This is a genomic window from Kribbella sp. NPDC004875 (assembly GCF_042873375.1).
GTDB lineage: Bacteria > Actinomycetota > Actinomycetes > Propionibacteriales > Kribbellaceae > Kribbella.
Genome location: NZ_JBIALI010000006.1, coordinates 533,556 through 555,390, shown reverse-complemented (window position 1 = coordinate 555,390; position 21,835 = coordinate 533,556). Strand labels below are relative to the sequence as shown.

Here is a 21,835-nt window from a genome sequence, read left to right as displayed (position 1 = left end):
CTTCGACGACACTCGAACCATCCGCGCCACCGGCGGCCCCGAACACCTGCCATGAACAGGGCACTCGGGGCACTCGGTGGTGTGGTCGCGGCCGGAGCAGCACTCGCGGTCGGTTATCTCGTCGCGGACCTCACCGGCGGGCCGTGGCCGGTCGACGCGGTCGGGGTCCAGGTCATCGACTGGGCGCCCGGATCGGTGAAGGACTGGGCGGTCCGCACGCTCGGCACGGCCGACCGGCCGCTGCTCCGGGTCGGGATCTGTACGGCGCTCGTGATCGTCGCCGCGATCGCCGGGATCCTCGGCGCCCGCGGCCACCGCCGGTTCGCGGTCGGGATCGCCGGCGGGCTGGGTCTCGTCGGCCTGGTGTTCGCGATCACGAGCCGTTCGGCCGCGGGCAGTACGTCCGACCGTTTGCTCCCAGCAATCATCACGCTGATCGTCGCCGTACTCGCGATGGCGCTGGTGGTCCGGCAACCCCGCCACCGAACCGCTGAGCAACCGGAAGGTTTCGACCGGCGCCAGTTCCTGCTCACGGTCGGCGCGCTGGCCGTGGCCGGCGCCGGATCCGCCGGCGCGACCCGCCTCGTCGGGACCTCCGGCGACGAGTTGCGCGCCCGCATCCGCGTGCCTGCACCGCAGAGCTCCGCCGGCCCGCTCCAGCCCAGCCTGAACGTTCCCGGGATCAGCCCGTTCACCACTCCGAACGCCAAGTTCTACAGGGTGGACACGCTGCTCCAGGTCCCGAAGATCGACCCGCGGGACTGGGAGCTGCGCATCCACGGCCTTGTCGACAAAGAGCTCCGGCTCTCCTTCGACGACCTCGTCCGGCGCCGGTTGATCGAACGCGACATCACCCTGACCTGCGTCTCCAACGAGGTCGGTGGCCCGTACGTCGGCAACGCGCGCTGGATCGGCGTACCGATCGCGGACATCCTCCGCGAGGCCGGCGTCCGACAAGATGCGGACGCGGTGAAGTCGACCAGCGTCGACGGTCTGACCATCGGTACGCCGCTCGCGGCGCTCACCGACGGGCGGGACGCGATCTTCGCGGTGGCGATGAACGGCGAACCACTCCCGTTCGCGCACGGCTTCCCGGTCCGGATGGTGGTGCCCGGCCTCTACGGCTACGTGTCCGCGACCAAGTGGATCATGGACTTCGAAGTCACCCGGTTCCGGGACTTCAGCGCGTACTGGACGGATCGCGGGTGGTCGGTGGAGGCACCGATCAAGACGTCCGCGCGGATCGACGTACCCACGGGGTTCGCGAACCTGAAGGCCGGGCCGGCGGTGGCCGCCGGGGTCGCGTGGGCGCAGCACCGCGGGATCGCGAAGGTCGAGGTTCGGGTGGACGACGGTCCGTGGCAGGAGGCCCGGCTGGCTCCGGTCGCCGGGATCGACACCTGGCGGCAGTGGACGTTCCGCTGGAACGCGACGCCCGGCACGCACAAGCTCACCGTGCGCGCGATCGATGCCACCGGCACCGTTCAGACCGACCGCCAGGCGCCCCCGCGACCGAACGGTTCGAGCGGGCTGCACAACACCGTCGTGATGGTCGAGTGATTCGGACCCATCCGGTCCGCGAGCAGCTCCGAAGTACCGATGTCAGCAACGTCCTCAGGAAAGTGATCACCTCATGTCCAAGCACCTCACCCGCGCCGGACTCGCCGCCACCGCGCTGGCCCTCGCACTGACCGCATCCGCTTGTGGGGGCAGTGACGACAACAACTCCAGCGGATCCTCCAGCAGCGCCGCCAGTTCGCCGTCGATGAGCGACTCCACGTCGGCGAGCGCGTCGCCGTCGATGAGCGGTGCCGCCGACATGGTCGGCCCGGGCTGCGCCGACTACGCCAAGGCGAACCCGAGCGGCGCCGGCTCGATCGACGGGATGGCCGCCGCTCCGGTCGCGACCGCCGCGTCCGGCAACCCCTTGCTCAAGACTCTCGTCGCGGCGGTGTCCGGCAAGCTGAACCCGAAGGTCAACCTGGTGTCGACGCTGAACGGCGGCGAGTTCACCGTCTTCGCGCCGGTCGACGCCGCGTTCGCGAAGGTCCCCGCGGCCACCGTGAACACGCTGAAGACCAACGACGCGCTGCTCACCAAGATCCTCACCTACCACGTGGTGGCCGGCCAGCTCGACCCGATGGCCGTCGTCGGCAAGCACCCGACCGTCGAGAAGCAGGACCTCACGGTGACCGGCTCGGGCGACGCGCTCAAGGTCAACGGCGCCAACGTGATCTGCGGCGGCGTGAAGACCGCGAACGCTACCGTGTACCTCATCGACTCCGTACTGATGCCGCCGGCCAGCTGATCGTGACCGAACCCACCGCGCTGCCTTGGCCCGCCGGATCGCCACTGCGATCCGGCGGGGCCTCGGACGCCGACCTACTGACGCTGACCGCGACGGGTGACACCGCCGCGTTCAGCGCGCTTTACGACCGCGTCTCCCCCTGGGTGTTCGGTCTGGTCCGCCGGATCCTCCGCAACCCGGCCCAGTCCGAGGAGGTCACCCAGGAGGTCATGCTCGACGTCTGGCGGACGGCGACCAGGTACGACGCCGGCCGTGGCTCGGCGCACTCGTGGATCCTGACCATCGCGCACCGCCGCGCGGTGGACCGGGTCCGCTCCGAACAAGCCGCCGCCGACCGGACCGAACTCGCGGGCGCCAGGTCCGTCGAGGTCGAGTTCGACCAGGTCGCCGACACGGTCTCCACCCGCCTCGAGGCAGAGCAGGTACGGCGCTGCCTCGGCACCCTCACCGAGTTGCAGCGCGAGTCCATCGAGCTCGCCTACTACAACGGCTACACCTACCCGGAGGTGGCCCAGCAGCTCGGTGCGAAGCTTCCGACGATCAAAGCGAGAATGCGCGACGGCCTGATCCGGCTCCGCGACTGCCTCGGTACCACGAAGGGGCACACGTCATGACGGAACCCGATGTGCACACCCTGACCGGCCCGTACGTTCTCGACGCGCTGCCGGACGACGAGCGGGCCCGCTTCGAGGCACACCTGAGCGAGTGCGCCTTCTGCACGACCGAGGTCGCCGAACTCCGTGAGGCCGCGGTCAAACTCGCCACCCAGGTATCGACACCGCCGCCGCCCGCGGTGAAGGCGAATGTACTGGCCGCGGTCGAGAACGTCCGGCAACTGCCGCCTCAGGTCCCCGGCGAACGCTCCACGTCGAAGGACCGGAGAGTCGGCCGGCGCTCGGTGCTCGCGCTGGCAGCGGCAGCTGTGGTGGTGGCGGCCGCCGGCGGCGTCGCGATCGACCAGTACCGGGACCGGACCACTGCGGAACAGGCCAACCAGCAGATCGCGGCGGTCCTCACCCAGCCCGATGCCCGGACGGTCCACGGCGGCGTCGAAGGTGGCGGTCAGGCCACGGTCGTGGTGTCGGCGGCCGCGAACAAGTCGGTCGTCGTCCTGAAGGATCTCCCGAAGCTCCCGCACGACCGGATCTGGCAGTTGTGGATGATCGACTCCGGGAAGACCGCCCACTCGGTCGGACTGGCCACGGGCGATCTGACCACGGTGATCGACGGTTCGACCACCGGCATGGCTGCCTTCGGCGTCACCGTCGAACCCGACGGCGGATCCGCCAAGCCGACACTCCCGGCAGCCGCGATGATCTCGTTGGCCTGACGCGAAAATCTTCCTCATCGCACCGATGAGTTCGGCACCTCCCGCTGGTCTGTAGGGGTGTGAAGCAATCCTCTGGACGAACGACGAGTCAACAACGATGGGTTCTGGGGCTGACCTCCCTCGGATCGGTCATGGTGGCGCTGGACACCCTGGTGGTGGCCGCGGCGCTGACCACGATCCGCAGCGATCTCGGCGCTTCCGCCGAGCAGCTGGAGTGGACGGTCAACGCCTACGGCCTGAGTTTCGCGATGCTTCTGATGACGGCCGCCGCGATCGGCGACCGCCTGGGCCGACGGCGTACCTATGCGGCCGGGCTGGCTCTGTTCACCGCGTCGTCGATCGCTTGCGCACTGGCGACGTCGCTGCCGTTCCTGATCGCGGCGCGGGCCGTGCAGGGTGTGGGGGCGGCGATGGTGATGCCACTGGCGATGGGCCTGCTCGGTGCGGCGTTCCCGCCGGAGCGGCGCGGTCAGGCGATCGGCGTGTTCAGCGGCGTGACCGGTATCGCCGTCCTCGGTGGGCCACTGATCGGCGGTGCGGTGACCGAGGGATTGTCCTGGCAGTGGATTTTCTGGATCAACGTTCCGATCGGCGTGGTCGCGATCGCGCTGGTGCTGGCGAAGGTCCCGGAGAGCACCGGCCCGGCGCGGCGGCTCGATCTGGTCGGTGCGGTGCTGATCAGTCTCGCCGTACTCGGGCTGGTGTGGGGCACCGTGCGGGGCGAGTCGGCGGGCTGGACGAGTGCCGAAGTACTCGGCGCGTTCGCTGTCGGAGTGGTGATGCTGGCGGCGTTCGGTTTCTGGGAGCGACGGACGGACCACGCGATGGTGCCGCTCGGGTTCTTCCGGAACCGGACGTTCACCGCGGCGAACTCGGCCGGCTTCTTCCTGAGCGCGGCGCTGATCAGCGCGGTCTTCTTCCTCTCGCAGTACATGCAGGCCGTACTCGGATCGGGCCCGTTCGAAGCCGGTCTGCAACTGCTGCCGTGGACGGCGACGCTGTTCATCGTCGGGCCGGTCGCGGGCCGGTTGGTCGACCGCATCGGAGAGCGTCCGCTGGTCGTCATCGGTATGGCGTTGCAGACCGGCGGCATGTTCTGGGTGAGTCGCGGTGCTGATCACTACTGGGAACTGATCGTGCCGCTGGTGATCACCGGCTGCGGGATCTCGCTCGCGATGCCCGCGGCTCAGAGCGCCGCGATGGCAGCGCTGCCGCGGGAGGCGGTCGGTATCGCGTCCGGTCTGTACAGCATGAACCGCCAGCTCGGCGGGGCCGCCGGGGTCGCGGTGCTCGGGTCGGTGTTCACCGCGGCCGGCGGCTACACCGGGGACGGATTCAGCCGGGCGCTGGCGGGTGGCGGCGTACTGTCGTTGCTCGGGGCGGTCTCGGGCCTCGCGATCGCCGCGCGGCGGCGGCCGAAGGGTCCCGTCGAGCCGGTCGAGTCGGGCGCCGTGAAGGTGGTGGAAGGAGCCGGATGAATCTCGAGGAGGAGTTCGCGCAGCACCGGGGCGAACTGGTCGCGCACTGCTACCGGATGCTCGGCTCGCTGCACGACGCCGAGGACGCGGTCCAGGAGACGTACCTGCGCGCCTGGCGGGGCCACGCGGACTTCGAGCACCGTTCGACGGTCCGGACCTGGCTGTACCGGATCGCCACCAACGTGTGCCTGAACCTCTTGCAGCACAGCAGCCGGCGGGTGGTCCCGTCGGCGCTGGGTGCCCCAGGCAACGATCCGGACGAGTTGCATGCCCAGGCCCTGGAGGTCCCTTGGCTGGAGCCCTTCCCGGACCAGTTGCTCGGAGCCGACCCGGCCACGGTGGTCGGCGACCGGGAGAGCCTGCGACTGGCGATGGTCGCCGCGATGCAACACCTTCCGCCGCGGCAACGCGCCGTACTGATCCTCCGCGAGGTGCTCACCTGGCCGGCCGCGGAGGTCGCCTCGTTGCTCGACACGACGACCGCCGCGGTGAACAGCTCGCTGCAGCGGGCCCGCGCCGAGCTGGCCCGGCGGCAACCGCGGGAGGACGAGCTGAGCGAGCCGCACGAGCCGTTACGCCGGGCGTTGCTCGACCAGTTCCAGGCAGCGATGGAGAGCAAGGATCTCGTCGTCCTCGAGGGGTTGTTCACCAAGGACGCGCGGTGGGAGATGCCGCCGATCCCGACCTGGTTCAGCGGGCGCACCGACGTACTGCGGCTGCTGGACTCGAAGCTGCGGTCCGGGCCGGACCGACGGGTGCTGGTCGAGACGTCGGCGAACGGTCAGCCCGCCTTCGCGCTCTACATCCGCGGCACCGACGACGCGTACCACGCGCACTCGATCAAGGTCCTCACCTTGGCCGGGGCCGGGATCTCGGCGGTGCTCGCGTTCCACCAACCTTCGTTGTTCCCAGCCTTCGGGCTGCCGTTGATCCATCGGAGATCTTGATGTCTTTGGCAACTACCCTGCGGGGGCTGCACGTCCCCGGCACACCACTCGTGGTCCCGAACGCCTGGGACGCGGCCTCGGCCCGGCTGATCGAAGCCGCCGGATTCCCCGCCGTCGCGACCAGCAGCAACGCCACCGCGGCCGTTCTCGGGTACGACGACGGCGAGTACGCTCCCGTTGGTGAGGTGCTCACCGCCGCGACGCAGATCGCACGCTCGGTCGCCGTGCCGGTCACTGTCGACTTCGAACGCGGTTACCGCCTGGCGCCGGCCGAACTGGTCGAACGCTTCCTCGCCACCGGCGCCGTCGGTCTCAACCTCGAGGACTCCGAACCGTCGACCGGCGAGCTGGTCGACCCGTCCGAACAGGCCGACTTCCTGGCCGCGGTTCGCGCCGCCGCGGGCGACGCGCTGGTGATCAACGCCCGGATCGATGCCTTCGTCCGCAAGGCCGGTACGGCGGAGGAACAGTTACGGACCGCACTCGATCGTGCGACCCGGTACCTCGCCGCCGGCGCTGACTGTGTGTACCCGATCGGTGTCGGCGATCTCGACCTGATCGGCACGCTGGTGAAGGAAACCGACGGTCCGGTGAACGTCGGCTACGGGCAGGGAACCAACTCGCTCGCCGACTACTCGGCGCGCGGCGTGGCCCGGATCAGCTTCGGGCCGATGTTCCAGCGGCACCTGTACGGAACCTTCGCCGGCAGCGTCCTTCCAGCGCTGCGAGCGGACCGGAATCCGTTTGCCGGATAAATCCGCGCGCGACCCGTGTGGGATCCGGACTTTCGGGTAATGGCGACTAGGTAGGGCAAGGCAACCATCGACGGAACGGGGAAGAAACGATGGGTATGTTCGACAACATGAAGGACAAGGCCGGCGACCTGGCGCAGGAGCACAGCGACCAGGTGGACGAAGGCCTGGACAAGGCCGGCGAGTTCGCCAACGAGAAGACCGGTGGCGAGCACGGCGACCAGATCGACCAGGGCAAGGACTTCGCGCGGGACCAGCTGGACAACCTGGGCGGGGACGACCAGGGCGACGGGTCCTGAACGCTGTCCTGAACCGGCACACCCGAGCGGCCGCGGATCACTCCGCGGCCGCCCTCCGGTGGCCTCTGATCAGCTTTCTCTCAGCTTCCTGAGTACGCTCTCAGTCACCACCGCGTGCGCGCGGTCACCGAGTAGGTGCTCCGGGCAACAACTTGGCTGGGAGTCTGCTGGACGTTTCCTGGTGTCCGGCCGCTTGCTGTTGGTGAAAACGCTGAGAGGTCTTCGCCAACGGGGAAACAGGCCGTAAGCTCTGCTCCCAGGGGATGGGGTTGGGTCGGCAGGGGGGAACTGCATGACGCTGGATTTATGCCTGCACTCGGGGGAGGGCATGACATGAGTCCGTTGCGCCGCGTACTGATCTGGATCTCGGGGGCTTCGGCGGGCCTGGGTGCGGCACTGGCTGCGACCGTCCCGTTCGAGAGCGCGGAACTGGTCGACATCTCGCGCCGTGGCGGGGCGCCCGGTGCCTTGCACGTCGCGGTGGATCTTGCGTCACCGGACGCGTGGACGACCGTCGAAAAGGACTTCAGGCAACGGATCGAGGCGGGTGATCCGGATCTGGTCGTCTTCATCCACAACGCCGGGACGCTCACGCCACTGGGTCCCGCGGACCGGGTGGACACCGAGCAATACACCCGGAACGTGCTGCTGAATTCAGCGGCCGCCCAGGTGCTCGGACACTCGTTTCTGAACGCGGTCGCCGAAGGGGACTTCGAGAAGCACCTGATCATGGTGTCGTCCGGCGCGGCGAAACGACCGCACGAAGGCGAATCGAGCTACTGCGCCGGCAAAGCAGCGATCGACCAATGGGTGCGCACGGTCGGGCTGGAGCAGCGACGCCGCAGCCCGGGCTGCCAGGTCGTGTCGGTGTCCCCCGGTTCGGTCGACACCGATATGCAGGCCGAACTACGGGCGTCCAGTCCGGAGCAGGTGCCGGTGTCGACCCGCTTCCGCGAGATGGCGGCCGACGGCAAGCTCGCCAAACCCGAGACCGTGGCCCGCGCCATCTGGTCACTCCTGGACCGCGACCTCGACAACGGGTCGGTCTTGCACGTCCGCGATCTGACCTGATGCCTACTGCACCGACCTGGCCAATCGGTGCACCTGATCCCTGGTCGCCGGGTAGAGCTCGCCGTACGTCTGGAACAGCTCGGCGTACGGCGTCGCGGTCGAAGGATCGGGGGTGACAACGTGATGTGGTCTGGTCCAGTCCGTGTCGGGCGCAACGGCCCCGATTCCGATCGCGGCCAGCAGCGCGTCGCCGTACGCGGCGCCGATCGTCTGCTCGGGCACGGTCTGGGAGATACCGGCCACGTCGCTGACGATCTGGGTCCAGAGGCCGCCCTGCGTTCCGCCGCCGACGGCAACGATCCGGTCGGCCGGACCGAAGATGTCGAGGATCTGCCGCACGCCGCAGGCGATTCCCTCGTACGCCGCGCGCAGCAGGTGACCGCGACCGTGGCGCAGCGTCAGGCCCGCGATCACACCGCGGGCCAGCGGGTCGTAGACCGGCGTTCGTTCGCCGCTGAAGTACGGCAACATGACCAGACCCTCACTGCCTGCAGGGACTGCAGCCGCCTCCTGCAGCAGCGTGTCGAAGGGCGCACCGCCAGTGAGCTCCTGCAGCCAGGTGGTGACCGTCCCGGAGGTCGCCATACCGGCGGCCAGGGTATGTGATCCGGGCTCGACACCTGATGTCGTCCACAGGCCGTGCACGCTGGTCGGTGCATCGAGCACCTGGACGAAGAACATCGTCGAGCCGTACATCACCATCAGATCGCCAGGACGTCGTACGCCGACGCTGAACGCCTCGGCCCAGGCGTCGACGGTCCCCGCGACGACCGGCGTACCGATGGGGAGGCCCGTGGCCGCGGCGGCCGCTCCGCGCACCACACCGACCTGTTCGGACGGCCACACCAGCCGCGGCAACGCGAGACCGGGCAGCACCGCCTCGACCCAATCGGTCGCCCAGTCCTGGCGGTGGATGTCGTAGAACGGATCGCATTGGCTGGCGGTGTGGTGATCGAGAATCCACTCGCCGGTCAGCCGCGCGACGACGTAGGAGTGCGCGCTGAACCAGCGGTCCTGGGGGCGCCAGGCCGCGCCGGCCTCGCGACGCAACCACGCGAGTTTCGGGCCGATCGCCTGGCTGGACAGGTCCTTGCCGCAGCGTTCCAGGATCGCGTCCGCGCCGAGCTGCTCGGTGATCTCGGCGATCTCCCGGGTCGATCGGGTGTCGACGCCGTACAGGATGGCCGGCCGCCGCGGGCGCAGGTCGTCGTCGGTCTGGACGACGCAGGGACCGAGGCCGGAGACGCACACCGCGGCGACATCTCTCGGTGTAGCGGTCAGTTCAGTGAGGACCTCGGCGACGTCGCCCCACCAGTCGCGCTCGGGATCCATTTCGGCCCAGCCCGGCTGCGGCAGGCTCGGGGCGTGGTCGCGGCGAGCGACCGCCACGACCTCCCCGTCCAGCGTGCTCAACACAGCCTTCGTACTGCCGGTTCCGATGTCGACCCCGATGACGAAGCTCATCCGGTCATTGTCCAGGTGTGCGGAACCCCGGCGGTCAGAGACACCTCCTCGCGGCGATCCCCGTGCCGGAGCACGACCGTGGTGTCCCGATCAGCCGTGAGTACGGCGTTCGCGGCCTCGCTGGACCACGTCAGGTCGACCGCGACACCGCCACGCGCCCGCAGCCCGGTGATCGCACCCTCTGGCCAGGCCGCGGGCAGCGCGGGGAAGATCTCGAGCTCGCCGGCGTGGCTCTGCAGCAGCATCTCCGCGATCCCGGCGGTGGCGCCGAAGTTGCCGTCGATCTGGAACGGCGGGTGCGCGCAGAACAGGTTCGGATACAGGCCCGAACCGTCGCCGACGTAATCCGTACCGGAGTCCCCGGCCGGGGTGAGCAGCTCGCGGACCAGCCGGTGCGCGGCGGCGCCGTCGCGGAGCCGCGCCCAGAGTGAGATCCGCCAGGCGAGCGACCAGCCGGTGCTCTTCTCACCACGCAACTCGAGCGTGCGGGCGGCGGCGGCCGCGAGTTCCGGCGTACCGTCCGGGGTGATCTGGTCACCGGGGTACAACCCGACCAGGTGCGACGTGTGGCGGTGCAGCGGCTCGGCTTCGGGAAGGTCCTCGAGCCATTCCTGAAGCTGACCGCGACTGCCGACCTTCGGGTCCGGGATCCGCTTGCGCGCCGCGGCCAGGTCGTCGATCAGCGGGTCGGCCAGGCCGAGCTCGGCCGCGGTCTGGGCGCAGCGGTCGAAGAGGTCGGCGATCAGGGAGAGGTCCATCGTCGCCGAGGTGGTGACCGACGCCGGGCGGCCGTCGGCGGCGATGTACTCGTTCTCGGGCGAGGTCGACGGCGCGGTGCCGAGCGAGCCGTCGGGGAGTTCGATCAGCCAGTCGAGGCAGAACTCGGCGGCGCCCCGCAGTACCGGCCAGGCGTCGGCAAGGTAGTCGCGGTCGCCGGTGAACGCGTAGTGGTCCCAGAGGTGACGGCACAACCAGACGCCGGCCATCGGCCAGTTCGACCACTTCGGGTTGCCGTCGACCGGAGCGGTCCAGCACCAGGCGTCCGCGTTGTGATGGGCGGTCCATCCGTTGGCGCCGTACAGGACCTCCGCGGTACGACGGCCCGCGCGGGCGAGATCGCCGACGTACCGCAGGAGCGGCTCGTGGCACTCCGGGAGCGACGTGGTCTCGGCGGGCCAGTAGTTCATCTCGGTGTTGATGTTGACCGTGTAGTTGGAGCTCCACGGCGGCCGGAGGTGCTCGTTCCAGATCCCCTGCAGGTTGGTGGGCAGGCCACCGGGACGGGAGCCGGCGATCATCAGGTAGCGGCCGAAGTTGTAGATCAGTGCGGCGAGACCGGGGTCGTCGCCTGCCTGCGTGAGGCGACGGTCGGTGCTCAGCTCGACGGTCGACGGCAGCGTGAGGACCGAGCGCCGGAACAGCGCCTGGTAGTCGTCGACGTGCTCCTGCTTCAGGGCTTCCGGGGCTTTCGCCAGCGCGCTGAGAACGACTGCGTCGGCCGCGTCACGGCACTCGGCCGGCGTCTTGGCCGGGGCGGTGTGCGGGTCTACATAGCCGGTGGCGGTGGACAGCGCGACGGTGAGATCGGTGGCGTTGGCGATCGTCAGCGCTTCGTCGGTCGGCTGGAGTGCGCCGTCGGTCTGCGCGCGCAGGACAGCCGCTGCGCTCATGCCGCGGTCGTCGCCGTCGGAGTACTGGATCGGTTCGTCGACATCGCCGTGCGGAGGCGCGACCGACGACGGGCAGACAGCGAGCAGCGCGAGTCCGTTGTCGCCGACGGCTTCGGTCCCGGCCCGGAGTTGCGAGGTGAGGCGGAGCGTGACGGTGAGTGGTTGCGAGGAACCCAGACGTAGGATCAATGCCTGCGCCGGTGCGCTCACGAACACTTCCTGCCACACCGCGACCCCGCCCACCTCGTACTCGGCACGAGCCACCGCCGAGTCCAGATCGAGGCGCCGACGGTACTGCGTGACCTCGCCGTCGAGCTGGAAGTCGAGCACCAGGTCACCGAGCGGCAGGTACGCCTGCGAATACCCACTGTGGAACCCGTGCGCGAGCTCCTCAGCCTTCCGTACGTCGCCCGCGGCCACGGCTGCCCGCACCCGATCGACCGCCGCGGACCCGAACTCGCCGAGTGGCGTGGCGAGCCGGCGCGTGGTCTCCGGGCCGCCTGACCAGCAGGTCTCGTCGTTCAGGGCGATCCGGTCCCGCACGGGCCCGCCGAAGCACATCGCCCCGATCCGTCCGTTCCCCACCGGCAACGCCTCGAGCCAGTCCGCCGCGGGAGCGTCGTACGTCAGCTCGGTGGCGGCCGCAGTCATCCGATCTCTCATGGGAGGATCCTCCCCCGCCGGACGCCCGCGGCGCGACCGGGGGTCCAGCTCTCGGTCAGGCGGCCTTGGCGAACTGGGTCGCGTAGAGGTCGGCGTACAGGCCGCCCCGCGCGAGGAGCTGCTCGTGGGTACCGCGTTCCTGGATGCGGCCCTCGTCGAGGACCAGGATGACGTCGGCGTTGCGGATCGTGGACAGGCGGTGCGCGATCACCAGCGACGTACGGCCGACGAGCGCATTCGCGAGCGCCGTCTGGACGGCGGCCTCGGACTCGGAGTCCAGGTGTGCCGTGGCCTCGTCGAGGATCACGATCGACGGCGACTTGAGCAGCAACCGGGCGATCGCGAGACGCTGCCGCTCGCCTCCGGACAGTCGGTACCCGCGATCGCCGACCACGGTGTCGAGACCGTCGGGCAGGCTGTTGACGAGCGCCGCGATCTGCGCCGCTTCCAGGGCCCCGTGCAGGTCGTCGTCGGTGGCGTCGGGACGCGCGAGGAGCAGGTTCGATCGGATCGTGTCGTGATACATGTGCGAGTCCTGGGTGACCACACCGATCGCCGCGCGCAGCGAGCTCTGGGTGACTTCCCGGACATCGTGACCGCCGACCAGGACGGCTCCGCCCGTGGCGTCGTACATCCGGGAAACCAGCGACGACAGCGTCGACTTGCCGGCACCGGACGGACCCACGACCGCGACCATCTGGCCGGGCTCGACGGTGAACGTGACGTCCTCGAGAACCTCTTCCCCGGTCTCGGCCGACAGCGTCGCGACCGACTCCAGCGAGGCGAGCGAGACGTCCGCGGCGGACGGGTAGTGGAACGACACGTGGTCGAACTCGATCGACGGCTCGGCAGTCGCCGGGAGCTTCACGGCATCCTTGCGGTCGGCAACCATCGGCGGGAGGTCGAGCACCTCGAGCACCCGCTCGAAGCTGACCAGCGTGGTCATCACGTCGACCTGGATGTTGGACAACGCGGTCAACGGCCCGTAGAGCCGGTTCAGGTACGCCGTGAGCGCGACGACCGTACCGATGCCGAGCGCTCCCTCGACGGCGAACACACCGCCGACGCCGTACACCAGGGCGACCGCGAGCGCGGCGACCAACGTGAGCGAGACGCGGAAGACGCTGGCGTACATCGCGGTGGTGACGCCGATGTCGCGGACCCGGGCGGCCTTGCCGGCGAAGTCCTTCGAGGAGTCCTGGGTACGGCCGAACACCTTGGCGAGCACCGCCCCGGCGACGTTGAAGCGCTCGGTCATGGTCTGCGCCATCGTGGCGTTCAGCTTGTAGGTCTCGGCCGTCGCCTCGCGCAACTTTCCGGCGAGCAACCGGGCCGGGATCACGAAGAGTGGGAGGACGACGAGCGCGAGCAGCGTGATCTGCCAGGACATCACGAACATCGCGCCGAGCACGAGAGCGACGCTGAGCAGGTTGCTCACGACGTTCGACAGCGTCGAGGTGAACGCCTGCTGGGCGCCGAGGACGTCGCCGTTCAGCCGCTGGATGAGGGCACCGGTCTGGGTACGGCTGAAGAACGCGACCGGGAGTTGCTGGACGTGGTCGAAGACGGCGGTGCGCAGGTCGTACACGAGACCTTCACCGATCCGCGCCGAGAACCACCGCTCGGCCAGGGTGATCGCGCCGTTCGCGAGGGCGAGCGCGGCGACGACGAGGGCGAGCCAGACGACGACCTGGGCATGGCCCGGGACGATGCCCTTGTCGATGATCGCGCGGAACAGCAGCGGCGTGACCGCTCCGGTGCCGGCGTCGAGCGCGACCAGGACGAGGAACGCGGCCAGGAAGCCGCGGTACGGGCGGGCGAAGCCGAGGATGCGGCGCAGGGTACCCGCGGAGAGTTTGTGGTGCCGGACGGAGGAGTCCTTCAGGAGCGAGCGCATCGCCCGCCCGCCGCCGCCTCCCCCACCCGGAAGTCCGGACAGCTGTGACATGCGGATCCTTCCGTTGGGCAGTCGGACATTACTGAGCTTAACTCACTATGAGTCAACCTCACAACATGCCCGTTTGTTCCCCCGCGCCGAGGTGCCACACCGAGTGCCGCGCAGTAGGCGGGGGATTGGGAGACACGCCCTAAGCTCTGCACATGACTGCGCCTGACGACGCCGCCGAGCAGATTGCCGGGTTGCTGGACCGGATCGTCCGGCGGCAGCGGCGGGCGTCCCGGGAAGGCTTCGGCGACAGCGTCACGCACGGGCAGTTCCGCGTCCTACGGACCTTGGACAACGCCGAACAGACGCTGCGCCTGAGCGAACTCGCGGCCCGGCTGGGCATCGTGCCCCGCTCGGCGACCTCGGTCGTCGACGACCTCGAGTCAGCCGGTCTGGTGGCCCGTCAACCGGACCCGCACGACCGCCGCGCAACCCTCGTGGACCTCACCCCCGACGGCCGCCAGATCCTCGCAACCCTGCGCGCGAAACGCCGCGACGTGATGGTCAGCCAACTGTCCCGCCTGACCGAGGCCGAACAACAGACCCTGATCACCCTCCTCCAAACCCTCGCCGAGGACTGACCCATGCGCACCGCCACCCGCCCGTGGCCGACGTACGCCGGGCTGACGTGCGGGCTTGGGGAGGATCGGTGCCCGATACGGGCGGATGATCCTCCCCAAGCTCGGGTCAGGCGCGATGGATTGCGGACTTTGCGCAATCCAGCTGGGCCGGGTCTGTGGGCCTGATTGGTTGTCGGTATGCGAACACCGACAACCATGCCGGCGCAGGCTGCCGAGCTGATCCGGCGCGACCAGCGACTGTTGCTGAACCGGGTCGAAGGACAGCGTGAGGACCAGCTGCGAGCGCCGTACGACGTCAGCGCCGGACCGCTCGGCGACTTCTGCGACTCCCTCCACGATCTCGTCGCGCACGTCCTGATGTGGGACGAGATCAATCTCGCTGTACTCCGCGACGCCCGGGCGGGACGTCTGCACTGGAGCCTCGATCCGCGCTGGGAGACCGCCGAGATCGGCCGTGCACTCAACCTCGGCGGGGTCGAGGCCGGACGGCGGATCCCGTCCGAGCTTGTGCTGCACCGGTTCCGCAGCGTCGGCGCCGCATTGGTGGCCGAGATCGAGCAGTACGACGAGCAGACCTGGGCAGACCCGTCGACCGGGGCCGGGTTCGACGGCGGGATCGGCGCCTTGGCCGAGTACGTGTGTACGACGCCGGACGGGTTCCTCTTCGCGCACGCCGCCCGCCACCTGCAGCCGGTGGCCGCGTGAGGGCCGAGCTCGTCGACAGCCCGACGTACGGTCCGGAGACCGACGCGCTGCTGAAGCACCTCGCCAACCAACCGGCAGACCCGACCCTGGACGCCTACCAGGCACTCCTTCTGGACCGCGAGGACCTCCCCGACCCGGAGGTCGCGGGCCTGGTTGATCCGCGGGCAACTGTCGAGGACCTCACCATCGAGCTGCCGGGCCGGTCCCTGGCGGCTCGCAGCTACCGGATGTCGGCAGGCCCCCGGCCGATCGTGCTGTGGCTGCACGGCGGGGGATTCATCGGCGGGCACCTGCGCGACATCGAGTATGCGGCCTCCGGGATCGCCGTCGCCGGTGATGTCACCGTGCTCTCATTGAACTATCGGCTGGCCCCCGAGGACCCCTATCCGGCGGGGCTCCACGACGTCCACGACACGCTCGCTTGGATCCGCGAGCACGTTCACGAGCTGAATGGCGACGGACGGATCGTGGTGGGCGGGCAGAGCGCAGGTGCCGCGCTGGCCGCCGGTGCCTGCCTGCTCGCGCGCGACGAGGGCACCCCGCTCCCCGACCGGCAGATCCTCTGCTATCCGACGCTCGATCTGCATCCGGACGCGGACTGGCACGAGTGGTATTTCCCGACGGACGATGCGCCGCCGACCGCCGTACCGCTGCGCGCGAGCACGCTCGCCGGTCTGCCGCCGGCCCTGGTACTCGCGGCCGGTCGGGACTCGTTGCGCGACGATGCACTGGCGTACGCGGATCGCCTCGCGCGGGACGGCGTACCGACGCGGCTGGTCGAGTACGCCGACACCATGCACGCGTTCCTCAACTTCCCCGCCGCCCTGTCGGCCGGGCGGCACGCGGTGGAGCTGATCGGGGCCGACCTGCGCGCCTTCAGTGGTCGGCGCGGTGGGTGAAGAACCGCGCCGGGTCGCCGGCGGCACGCGGGTTGGAGGCGAGCCAGCTCGCGAACGAGTCGGGATGCCGGCGCTCGAGTTCGTCCAGGTACGCCCGCCGTACGTCGACCATGGCCTGCCGCCGGTCGGGAGCCAAGGCCCGCTGGAGCTGGGTGAAACTGCGGCGCCACGCCAGGCAGAGCTCCTCGTCGCTCAGCTCGCCGACGCTCCGCACCACGGCCGCCAGGTACTTCGGCATCGGCCACTCGGTCCCGGGACGGCTGTCGGCCCGGACGGCGGCCAGCCTCCGACTCGATGCCTTGGGCAACTTGATCGGCGGGCGCCGGCGCAGCCGCCGCGGCGGCCGGTCGGCGCGGCCCGAGCGCAGCCAGCCGACGACAGGTGGGGAGACACCGCCCACCAGGAGCAGCAGGGCGAGGGTGCGCGCGCCGACCGCGGCGGCGTACCCGCAGATCGCGAGCACGCCGAGCCCGCCGAGCACGGCCCAGCGCGGAACCATCTGGACCAGGTCCCCGGACGGTAGGTCACGACCGAGCCCGAGACTCAGGCAAACGGCCCCGACCGTCAGTCCGGCGACCAGGAAGGCCGCCAGATTGGTCGCCGGTGCGACGAACACCAGCGAGGTGATCACGCCGATCGCCACCAGCACGCCCACGGCCGCTCGCCAGATCCGCACATACCGCAGCTCGACGTCCACCATGCTCACCAAGTGCCCCATCGCAGGGACCTCCAACCGGAGTCGCAGCGGCCCCGCTACCCCAGTGTGACTCGTTTCAGGGCTGCAATGAAGGCTGCCGTGGCCGGTGGTTCGGGAGGTTCGCCGTACGTCGCGAGGTGGATCCGGCGGACGATCGGCAACACACTGGTCCGGACCCCTTCGGCGAGATGCGACCGGAGCGCCAGCGCGGGCATCGTGGTGACGCCGAGACCAGCCGCGACGAAGGCCTGCTTGACGATGATGTCGTCGCTGGTGAACGCGATCCGCGGGGTGAATCCCGCGTCCGCGCAGTGGTCGAGGAGCTCACGCCGGCAGTTCACACAGCCTGCGATCCAGTCCGAGTCCCGGTGGTCGGCGAGAGTCTCACCGGTACGCCGGCTGAGCAGGTGCACCGGGTCGTCGCGAAGGTGGGTGTAGCGCAGACCGTCCTCGGGCAGCGCGTCGTCGTACCGGAACACGATCGCGAGATCGAGGTCGCCGGCGCGCAGCTGGTGGGTGGCGATCCGGGGGTGGACGTCGGTGAGCTCCAGCTCGAGGTTCGGGTGCGCGCGGCGGAGCTCGGCGGCGGCCGGTGGGACGAGCACGCTCAGGGCCGAGCTGAAGGCGCCGACCCGGACCCGGCCGGAGCGCAGGCCGACCAGTTCGGCGAGCTCGGCATCGGCCGCGTCGACCCGGCCGATGATCTCCGTGGCGCGGCGGGCGAGCACCTCACCTTCGGGCGTGAGACGGACGCCGCGACCGACCTTCTGCAACAGCTTGGCGCCGGTCGCCGCTTCGAGGCGAGCAAGGTGATGGCTGACGGTCGGCTGGGTGTAGTGCAGTGCCGCGGCCGCCGCGGTGACCGAACCGTGCGCGGCGACCGCGGCCAGCACCCGCAACCGGACGAGATCGAGCATGTATCGATGTTATCGATGTGTTCGCGGCCGGATTGGCATTGGACGCATGGATTCTGCGGCAGGCACGGTGGACGCATGACCGGCAGAGTGATCTGGCACATGACGATGTCCCTCGACGGCTTCATCGCGGACCGGGACGGCGCCGTCGACTGGATGTTCCTCGCGGACGGCGGGCCGTCCGGACTCGGCGCCGAGGTGATCGCGACCACCGGCGCGTTCCTGTGCGGTGGCAAACGCGTCGAGACGGTCGGCGAGAACCGCCCGTACGGCGGGGCGTGGACCGGACCGATCCTGATCTACACGCGCAAAGACCCGGCGACCAACCCGATCCCCGAGTTCACCTACGTCTCCGGCGACATCCGCGACGTCGTGGCCGGTGGGCTTGCGGACGCCGGTGGCAAGAATCTCGTGGTGACCGGCGGCGCCGTACCGCGGCTGGCGCTGGAAGCGGGGCTCGTCGACGAGATCGTCCTGCACATCACTCCGGTGTTGCTGGGCGAAGGCATCCGCTTCTACGACAGTCCTGGCGTGCAGCCGACGAGGCTGAAGGTCCTTACCGCCGAAGGGTTGAACTTCCGCTTCGAAGTACTGAACTGATCAGGCTGCCGACCTGGTCGAGTTCGATCAGGAAGCCGTCGTGGCCGTAAGGGGACGTGATGGTGTGCAGCGGAACGCCCGCGGCGACGGCCAGGGCTTCGGACTGCGCGGGCGGGTAGAGGCGGTCCGAGTCGACGGCGGCCACGACCAAGCGTGACGTCAGCCGGCCGAGCGTGGTGGTCAGGTCGCCCCGATCGCGGGTGATGTCGTGGGAATTCATGGCCCGGGTCAGGACGACGTACGAGCCGGGGTCGAAGCGGTGGGTGAGCTTGGCGGCGTGGTGGTCCAGGTAGGACTCCACCGCGTAGCGGCCGCCGGTGGCGGGGTCCTCGCCGGGCTGCGGATCGCGGCCGAAGCGGGCAGCGAGTTCGTACTCCGAGCGGTAGGTGATGTGCGCGATCCGGCGGGCGATGCCGAGGCCCGCGGTCGGCGTACGCCCAGTGTCGTAGTAGTCGCCGCCCTGCCAGTCGGGATCGGACGTGATCGCCGCGAGCTGCGGTGCGCACCAGGCGATCTGCTCGGCCGAGGCGGCGCCAGTGGAGGCGAGCACGACCGAGGTACCGACGCGGTCCGGGTACATCAGCGGCCATTCCAGTGCGCGCATCCCGCCCATCGAGCCGCCGATCACGGCGGCCCAACGGTCGATCTCCAACGCGTCGGTGAGCGCGGCCTCGGCGGCGACCTGGTCCCGAACGGTGAGCGCGGGGAAGCGACTCCCCCAGGCTCGCCCGTCCGGGGCCGTCGTGGCCGGACCAGTGGTTCCCTGGCAACCACCGAGCACGTTGGCGGCGACGACGTACCAGTCCGCCGGGTCGAGGTAGCCGGTCAGCCCGTCCCACCAACCCGCTGTCGGCTGCCCGGGACCGGCCGGACCGACCACGTGCGCATCACCGGTGAGCGCGTGGCAGATCAGTACGGCGTTGTCCCGGGCAGCGTTCAGCCGGCCCCAGGTCTCGTAGGCGATGCGGACACCGGGAAGCGATGTACGGCTGTCCAGCGACAGGTCCCCGACCTCGGCGAACTGCTTCACGATCAGGCCTTGGCCGCCGCGAACCCGACCTCGAGATCGGCCAGGATGTCGTCGATGTGCTCGATGCCGACCGCCAGCCGGACGAGCCCGGGCGTCACGCCGGACGCGAGCTGATCCGCCGCCGACAGCTGACTGTGCGTCGTCGAGGCCGGGTGGATGACCAGCGACCGTACGTCGCCGATGTTCGCGACGTGACTGTGCAACCGGAGCGCGTCGACGAACCGCTTGCCCGCGTCGACACCCCCCTTGATCTCGAACGCGACCACCGCCCCCGCACCCCGCGGCGCGTACTTCTGCGCGAGCTCGTGCCACGGCGACGACGGCAGGCTCGCGTACGCGACGGAGTCCACCTCGTCGCGCTGCTCCAGCCACTGCGCGACCTTCAGCGCGTTGTCGACGTGCCGCTCGATCCGCAGCGACAGCGTCTCCAGGCCCTGTGCGATCAGGAACGCGTTGAACGGCGACGCCGCCGGTCCGAGGTCCCGCAGCCACTGCACGCGCGCCTTCAGGATGTACGCCAGGTTGCCCAGGTCCGAGCCGACGCCGAGATCCCGCGCGTAGGTGAGCCCGTGATAGCTCGGGTCCGGGTTGTTGAAGCCCGGGAACCGCTCGGGGTCGGCCGCGTAGTCGAACCTGCCCGAGTCCACGATCACGCCCGCGATCGCCGTACCGTGGCCGCCGAGGTACTTCGTCGCCGAGTGCACGACGACGTCCGCGCCGTGCTCGATCGGCCGGATCAGGTACGGCGTGGCGACGGTGTTGTCGACGATCAGCGGCACGCCCGCGGCGTGCGCGACGTCCGCGACGCCGGCGATGTCGAGGATCTCGCTCTTCGGGTTCGCGATCGTCTCGGCGAAGAACGCCTTGGTGTTCGGCCGGACCGCGGCACGCCAGGACTCCAGGTCGTTCGGGTCCTCGACGAACGAGACCTCGATGCCGAGCTTCGGGAACGTGTAGTGGAACAGGTTGTACGTCCCGCCGTACAGGCTCGGGCTGCTGACGATGTGGTCACCGGCCTCGGCGAGGTTCAGCAGCGCGAGCGTCTCGGCGGACTGCCCGGACGCGAGCAGCAGCGCGGCCGTCCCGCCCTCGAGACTGGCGATCCGCTGCTCGACCGCGTCCTGGGTCGGGTTCTGGATCCGGGTGTAGATGTTGCCGAACTCCTGCAGGCCGAACAGGCTCGCGGCGTGGTCGGTGCTGTCGAAGGTGTACGACGTGGTCTGGTAGATCGGCAGTGCCCTGGCCTTGGTGGTCAGGTCGGAGGTCTGGCCGGCGTGGATCTGCCTGGTCTCGAACGACCAGCTGGGTTCGGTCATCTCGTCCTTCTCTCGGGGGTGACGGTCCGTCGTCAAAAGGTACTAATTCGATCGACTTACTTTTCTAAATCTCACGACCTGGACAAGCCGAAGTCTGCAACCGGTTGCAGGCAGGCCTTATGGTGGTCGCATGTCGTCACGTTCGGGCCGGCCGCCGGGGGTCACCATCGGCGACATCGCGGCCGCCGCCCAGGTGTCCCGGTCGACGGTGTCGCGCGCGTTCACCCGCCCGCAGCTGCTCAGTCCGGAGACCGTCGACCACGTCCGCGCGGTCGCGGCCCGGCTCGGGTACGTCGGCAACCAGGCCGCCCGCGCGCTGTCGACGGGACGGTTCGGGAACATCGCGGTCGTCGTCCCGGATATCGCGAACCCGTTCTTCCCGCCACTGGTCCGGAGCCTGCAACTTGCCGCGGAGACCGCTGACCTCGCCGTCTTCCTCGGGGACTCCGACGAGTCCGCCGACCGCGAGGCCACGTTGATCGCGCGACTGGCGCCGCAGGTCGAGGGCTTCGTGCTCGCATCCCCGCGACTGTCCGGCGAGCTGATCCGCGAGCTCGCCGCGACCCGTCCGGTCGTCCTGGTGAACCGGGACCTGGAAGGCATTCCCCGCGTGCTGATCGACTCGTCGGGCGGGATGACCGAGGCCGTGCTGCTGTTGAAGAAACTCGGTCATGAGCGGCTGGCGTACCTGGCCGGCCCGCGGGACTCGTGGTCGGACCAGCAGCGGCGGGCCACCTTGACCCAGACGTCCGAGAAGGCCGGCCTGACGGTCGAGGTCATCGAGGTCGGCCGGCCGAGTTACGCGGCCGGGCGGGACTCGGTGTCGGCGGTCGTCCGGTCCGGCGCGACCGCGGCGATCGCGTTCGACGACGTGGTGTCGCAGGGTGTCCTGGCCGGGCTCGAGCTGCGTGGGATCTCGGTGCCGTCGGACTTCAGCCTGGTCGGCTGCGACGACACGCTCGCCGCGCTGACGACACCAGCCCTGACCAGCGTCTCGGCCGGCGCCGCGACCGCGGGTACGGCGGCCGCGAAACTTCTCGTCCAGCTCCTGGAGACCAGCGAACCGGACGCCGAGCGCGTGACGATCGGCACCCATCTGGTGACCCGCGCGACCACCGCCCAGGCACGCCCAGAGCGTTGACGTGCAACCGGTTGCATGCTGGAAT

Annotated in this window: 21 protein-coding genes; 14 read left to right on the top strand and 7 right to left on the bottom strand. The window is 69.8% G+C overall.

Annotated features, from left to right (window positions below; translation table 11 throughout):
• Nucleotides 1-51 precede the first annotated feature (51 nt).
• The 9 genes from ACFYRH_RS33165 to ACFYRH_RS33125 all read left to right on the top strand — a co-directional run bounded on the left by ACFYRH_RS33165 (nucleotide 52) and on the right by ACFYRH_RS33125 (nucleotide 8,185).
• Nucleotides 52-1,560: a molybdopterin-dependent oxidoreductase gene (locus ACFYRH_RS33165; protein WP_387783554.1), complete on the top strand. Its 1,509-nt coding sequence runs from the start codon at nucleotides 52-54 to the stop codon at nucleotides 1,558-1,560.
• 73 nt (nucleotides 1,561-1,633) lie between these two features.
• Nucleotides 1,634-2,308: a fasciclin domain-containing protein gene (locus ACFYRH_RS33160; protein ID WP_387783552.1), complete on the top strand. Its 675-nt coding sequence runs from the start codon at nucleotides 1,634-1,636 to the stop codon at nucleotides 2,306-2,308.
• 2 nt (nucleotides 2,309-2,310) lie between these two features.
• Entirely contained in the window at nucleotides 2,311-2,922 is a 612-nt protein-coding gene (gene sigK / locus ACFYRH_RS33155) for an ECF RNA polymerase sigma factor SigK (RefSeq protein WP_387783550.1), read from the top strand.
• Complete coding sequence (locus tag ACFYRH_RS33150; RefSeq protein WP_387783549.1) at nucleotides 2,919-3,638, top strand: anti-sigma factor domain-containing protein; 720 nt, start codon at nucleotides 2,919-2,921, stop codon at nucleotides 3,636-3,638. The genes sigK and ACFYRH_RS33150 overlap by 4 nt, the downstream gene beginning before the upstream one ends.
• A 131-nt stretch (nucleotides 3,639-3,769) precedes the next feature.
• Nucleotides 3,770-5,116, top strand: a complete 1,347-nt coding sequence (locus ACFYRH_RS33145; protein ID WP_387783547.1) for a DHA2 family efflux MFS transporter permease subunit — start codon at nucleotides 3,770-3,772, stop codon at nucleotides 5,114-5,116.
• Nucleotides 5,113-6,063 carry a sigma-70 family RNA polymerase sigma factor gene (locus ACFYRH_RS33140; protein WP_387783545.1) on the top strand — a complete coding sequence of 317 codons (951 nt, stop codon included), beginning with the start codon at nucleotides 5,113-5,115 and terminating at the stop codon, nucleotides 6,061-6,063. Before ACFYRH_RS33145 ends, ACFYRH_RS33140 begins: the two co-directional genes overlap by 4 nt.
• Nucleotides 6,063-6,818 (top strand): isocitrate lyase/phosphoenolpyruvate mutase family protein, encoded by a 756-nt coding sequence (locus tag ACFYRH_RS33135; protein ID WP_387783543.1) that lies wholly within the window; start codon nucleotides 6,063-6,065, stop codon nucleotides 6,816-6,818. Before ACFYRH_RS33140 ends, ACFYRH_RS33135 begins: the two co-directional genes overlap by 1 nt.
• A gap of 89 nt (nucleotides 6,819-6,907) precedes the next feature.
• Nucleotides 6,908-7,114, top strand: coding sequence for an antitoxin (locus ACFYRH_RS33130; protein WP_387783541.1), 207 nt, complete (start codon nucleotides 6,908-6,910; stop codon nucleotides 7,112-7,114).
• Between the two features lie 333 nt (nucleotides 7,115-7,447).
• The gene (locus ACFYRH_RS33125) at nucleotides 7,448-8,185 is read left to right on the top strand and encodes an SDR family NAD(P)-dependent oxidoreductase (protein ID WP_387783539.1); all 738 of its coding nucleotides are present in this window, start codon (nucleotides 7,448-7,450) and stop codon (nucleotides 8,183-8,185) included.
• 3 nt (nucleotides 8,186-8,188) lie between these two features.
• Here ACFYRH_RS33125 and ACFYRH_RS33120 read toward each other — a convergent pair whose 3' ends face one another.
• Genes ACFYRH_RS33120 through ACFYRH_RS33110 form a run of 3 tightly spaced genes read right to left on the bottom strand, consistent with a single transcriptional unit; the run spans nucleotide 8,189 to nucleotide 13,930 of the window.
• A complete protein-coding gene (locus tag ACFYRH_RS33120; protein ID WP_387783537.1) occupies nucleotides 8,189-9,649 on the bottom strand; it encodes an FGGY-family carbohydrate kinase in 1,461 nt (486 codons plus the stop codon).
• On the bottom strand, nucleotides 9,646-11,982 hold the full coding sequence (locus tag ACFYRH_RS33115) for a glycoside hydrolase N-terminal domain-containing protein (protein WP_387783535.1): 2,337 nt from the start codon (nucleotides 11,980-11,982) through the stop codon (nucleotides 9,646-9,648). The genes ACFYRH_RS33120 and ACFYRH_RS33115 overlap by 4 nt, the downstream gene beginning before the upstream one ends.
• Before the next feature lie 55 nt (nucleotides 11,983-12,037).
• Nucleotides 12,038-13,930: an ABC transporter ATP-binding protein gene (locus ACFYRH_RS33110; protein ID WP_387783533.1), complete on the bottom strand. Its 1,893-nt coding sequence runs from the start codon at nucleotides 13,928-13,930 to the stop codon at nucleotides 12,038-12,040.
• 152 nt (nucleotides 13,931-14,082) lie between these two features.
• Here ACFYRH_RS33110 and ACFYRH_RS33105 point away from each other — a divergent pair, with 152 nt between their 5' ends.
• From ACFYRH_RS33105 to ACFYRH_RS33095, 3 genes are all read left to right on the top strand, one after another.
• Complete coding sequence (locus ACFYRH_RS33105) at nucleotides 14,083-14,508, top strand: MarR family winged helix-turn-helix transcriptional regulator (protein WP_387783530.1); 426 nt, start codon at nucleotides 14,083-14,085, stop codon at nucleotides 14,506-14,508.
• Nucleotides 14,509-14,685: 177 nt separating this feature from the next.
• Nucleotides 14,686-15,213, top strand: a complete 528-nt coding sequence (locus tag ACFYRH_RS33100) for a hypothetical protein (protein WP_387783527.1) — start codon at nucleotides 14,686-14,688, stop codon at nucleotides 15,211-15,213.
• Nucleotides 15,210-16,112 carry an alpha/beta hydrolase gene (locus ACFYRH_RS33095; protein WP_387783524.1) on the top strand — a complete coding sequence of 301 codons (903 nt, stop codon included), beginning with the start codon at nucleotides 15,210-15,212 and terminating at the stop codon, nucleotides 16,110-16,112. The genes ACFYRH_RS33100 and ACFYRH_RS33095 overlap by 4 nt, the downstream gene beginning before the upstream one ends.
• On the opposite strand, the gene ACFYRH_RS33090 is transcribed toward ACFYRH_RS33095, so the two are convergent.
• Together ACFYRH_RS33090 and ACFYRH_RS33085 are read right to left on the bottom strand one after the other, a co-directional pair.
• On the bottom strand, nucleotides 16,090-16,830 hold the full coding sequence (locus ACFYRH_RS33090; protein ID WP_387783521.1) for a hypothetical protein: 741 nt from the start codon (nucleotides 16,828-16,830) through the stop codon (nucleotides 16,090-16,092). The two genes, ACFYRH_RS33095 and ACFYRH_RS33090, sit on opposite strands and share 23 nt — an antisense overlap.
• Nucleotides 16,831-16,865: 35 nt before the next feature.
• Nucleotides 16,866-17,726, bottom strand: a complete 861-nt coding sequence (locus ACFYRH_RS33085; protein ID WP_387783519.1) for a LysR family transcriptional regulator — start codon at nucleotides 17,724-17,726, stop codon at nucleotides 16,866-16,868.
• Between the two features lie 75 nt (nucleotides 17,727-17,801).
• Here ACFYRH_RS33085 and ACFYRH_RS33080 point away from each other — a divergent pair, with 75 nt between their 5' ends.
• Nucleotides 17,802-18,323, top strand: a complete 522-nt coding sequence (locus ACFYRH_RS33080) for a dihydrofolate reductase family protein (protein ID WP_387783517.1) — start codon at nucleotides 17,802-17,804, stop codon at nucleotides 18,321-18,323.
• On the opposite strand, the gene ACFYRH_RS33075 is transcribed toward ACFYRH_RS33080, so the two are convergent.
• Both ACFYRH_RS33075 and ACFYRH_RS33070 read right to left on the bottom strand, forming a co-directional pair.
• Nucleotides 18,280-19,353 carry a homoserine O-acetyltransferase gene (locus ACFYRH_RS33075; RefSeq protein WP_387783514.1) on the bottom strand — a complete coding sequence of 358 codons (1,074 nt, stop codon included), beginning with the start codon at nucleotides 19,351-19,353 and terminating at the stop codon, nucleotides 18,280-18,282. The genes ACFYRH_RS33080 and ACFYRH_RS33075 overlap by 44 nt on opposite strands.
• 2 nt (nucleotides 19,354-19,355) lie before the next feature.
• Entirely contained in the window at nucleotides 19,356-20,669 is a 1,314-nt protein-coding gene (locus tag ACFYRH_RS33070) for a bifunctional o-acetylhomoserine/o-acetylserine sulfhydrylase (RefSeq protein ID WP_387783512.1), read from the bottom strand.
• A gap of 130 nt (nucleotides 20,670-20,799) precedes the next feature.
• Here ACFYRH_RS33070 and ACFYRH_RS33065 point away from each other — a divergent pair, with 130 nt between their 5' ends.
• Nucleotides 20,800-21,810, top strand: coding sequence for a LacI family DNA-binding transcriptional regulator (locus ACFYRH_RS33065; RefSeq protein WP_387783510.1), 1,011 nt, complete (start codon nucleotides 20,800-20,802; stop codon nucleotides 21,808-21,810).
• Nucleotides 21,811-21,835: the final 25 nt, after the last annotated feature.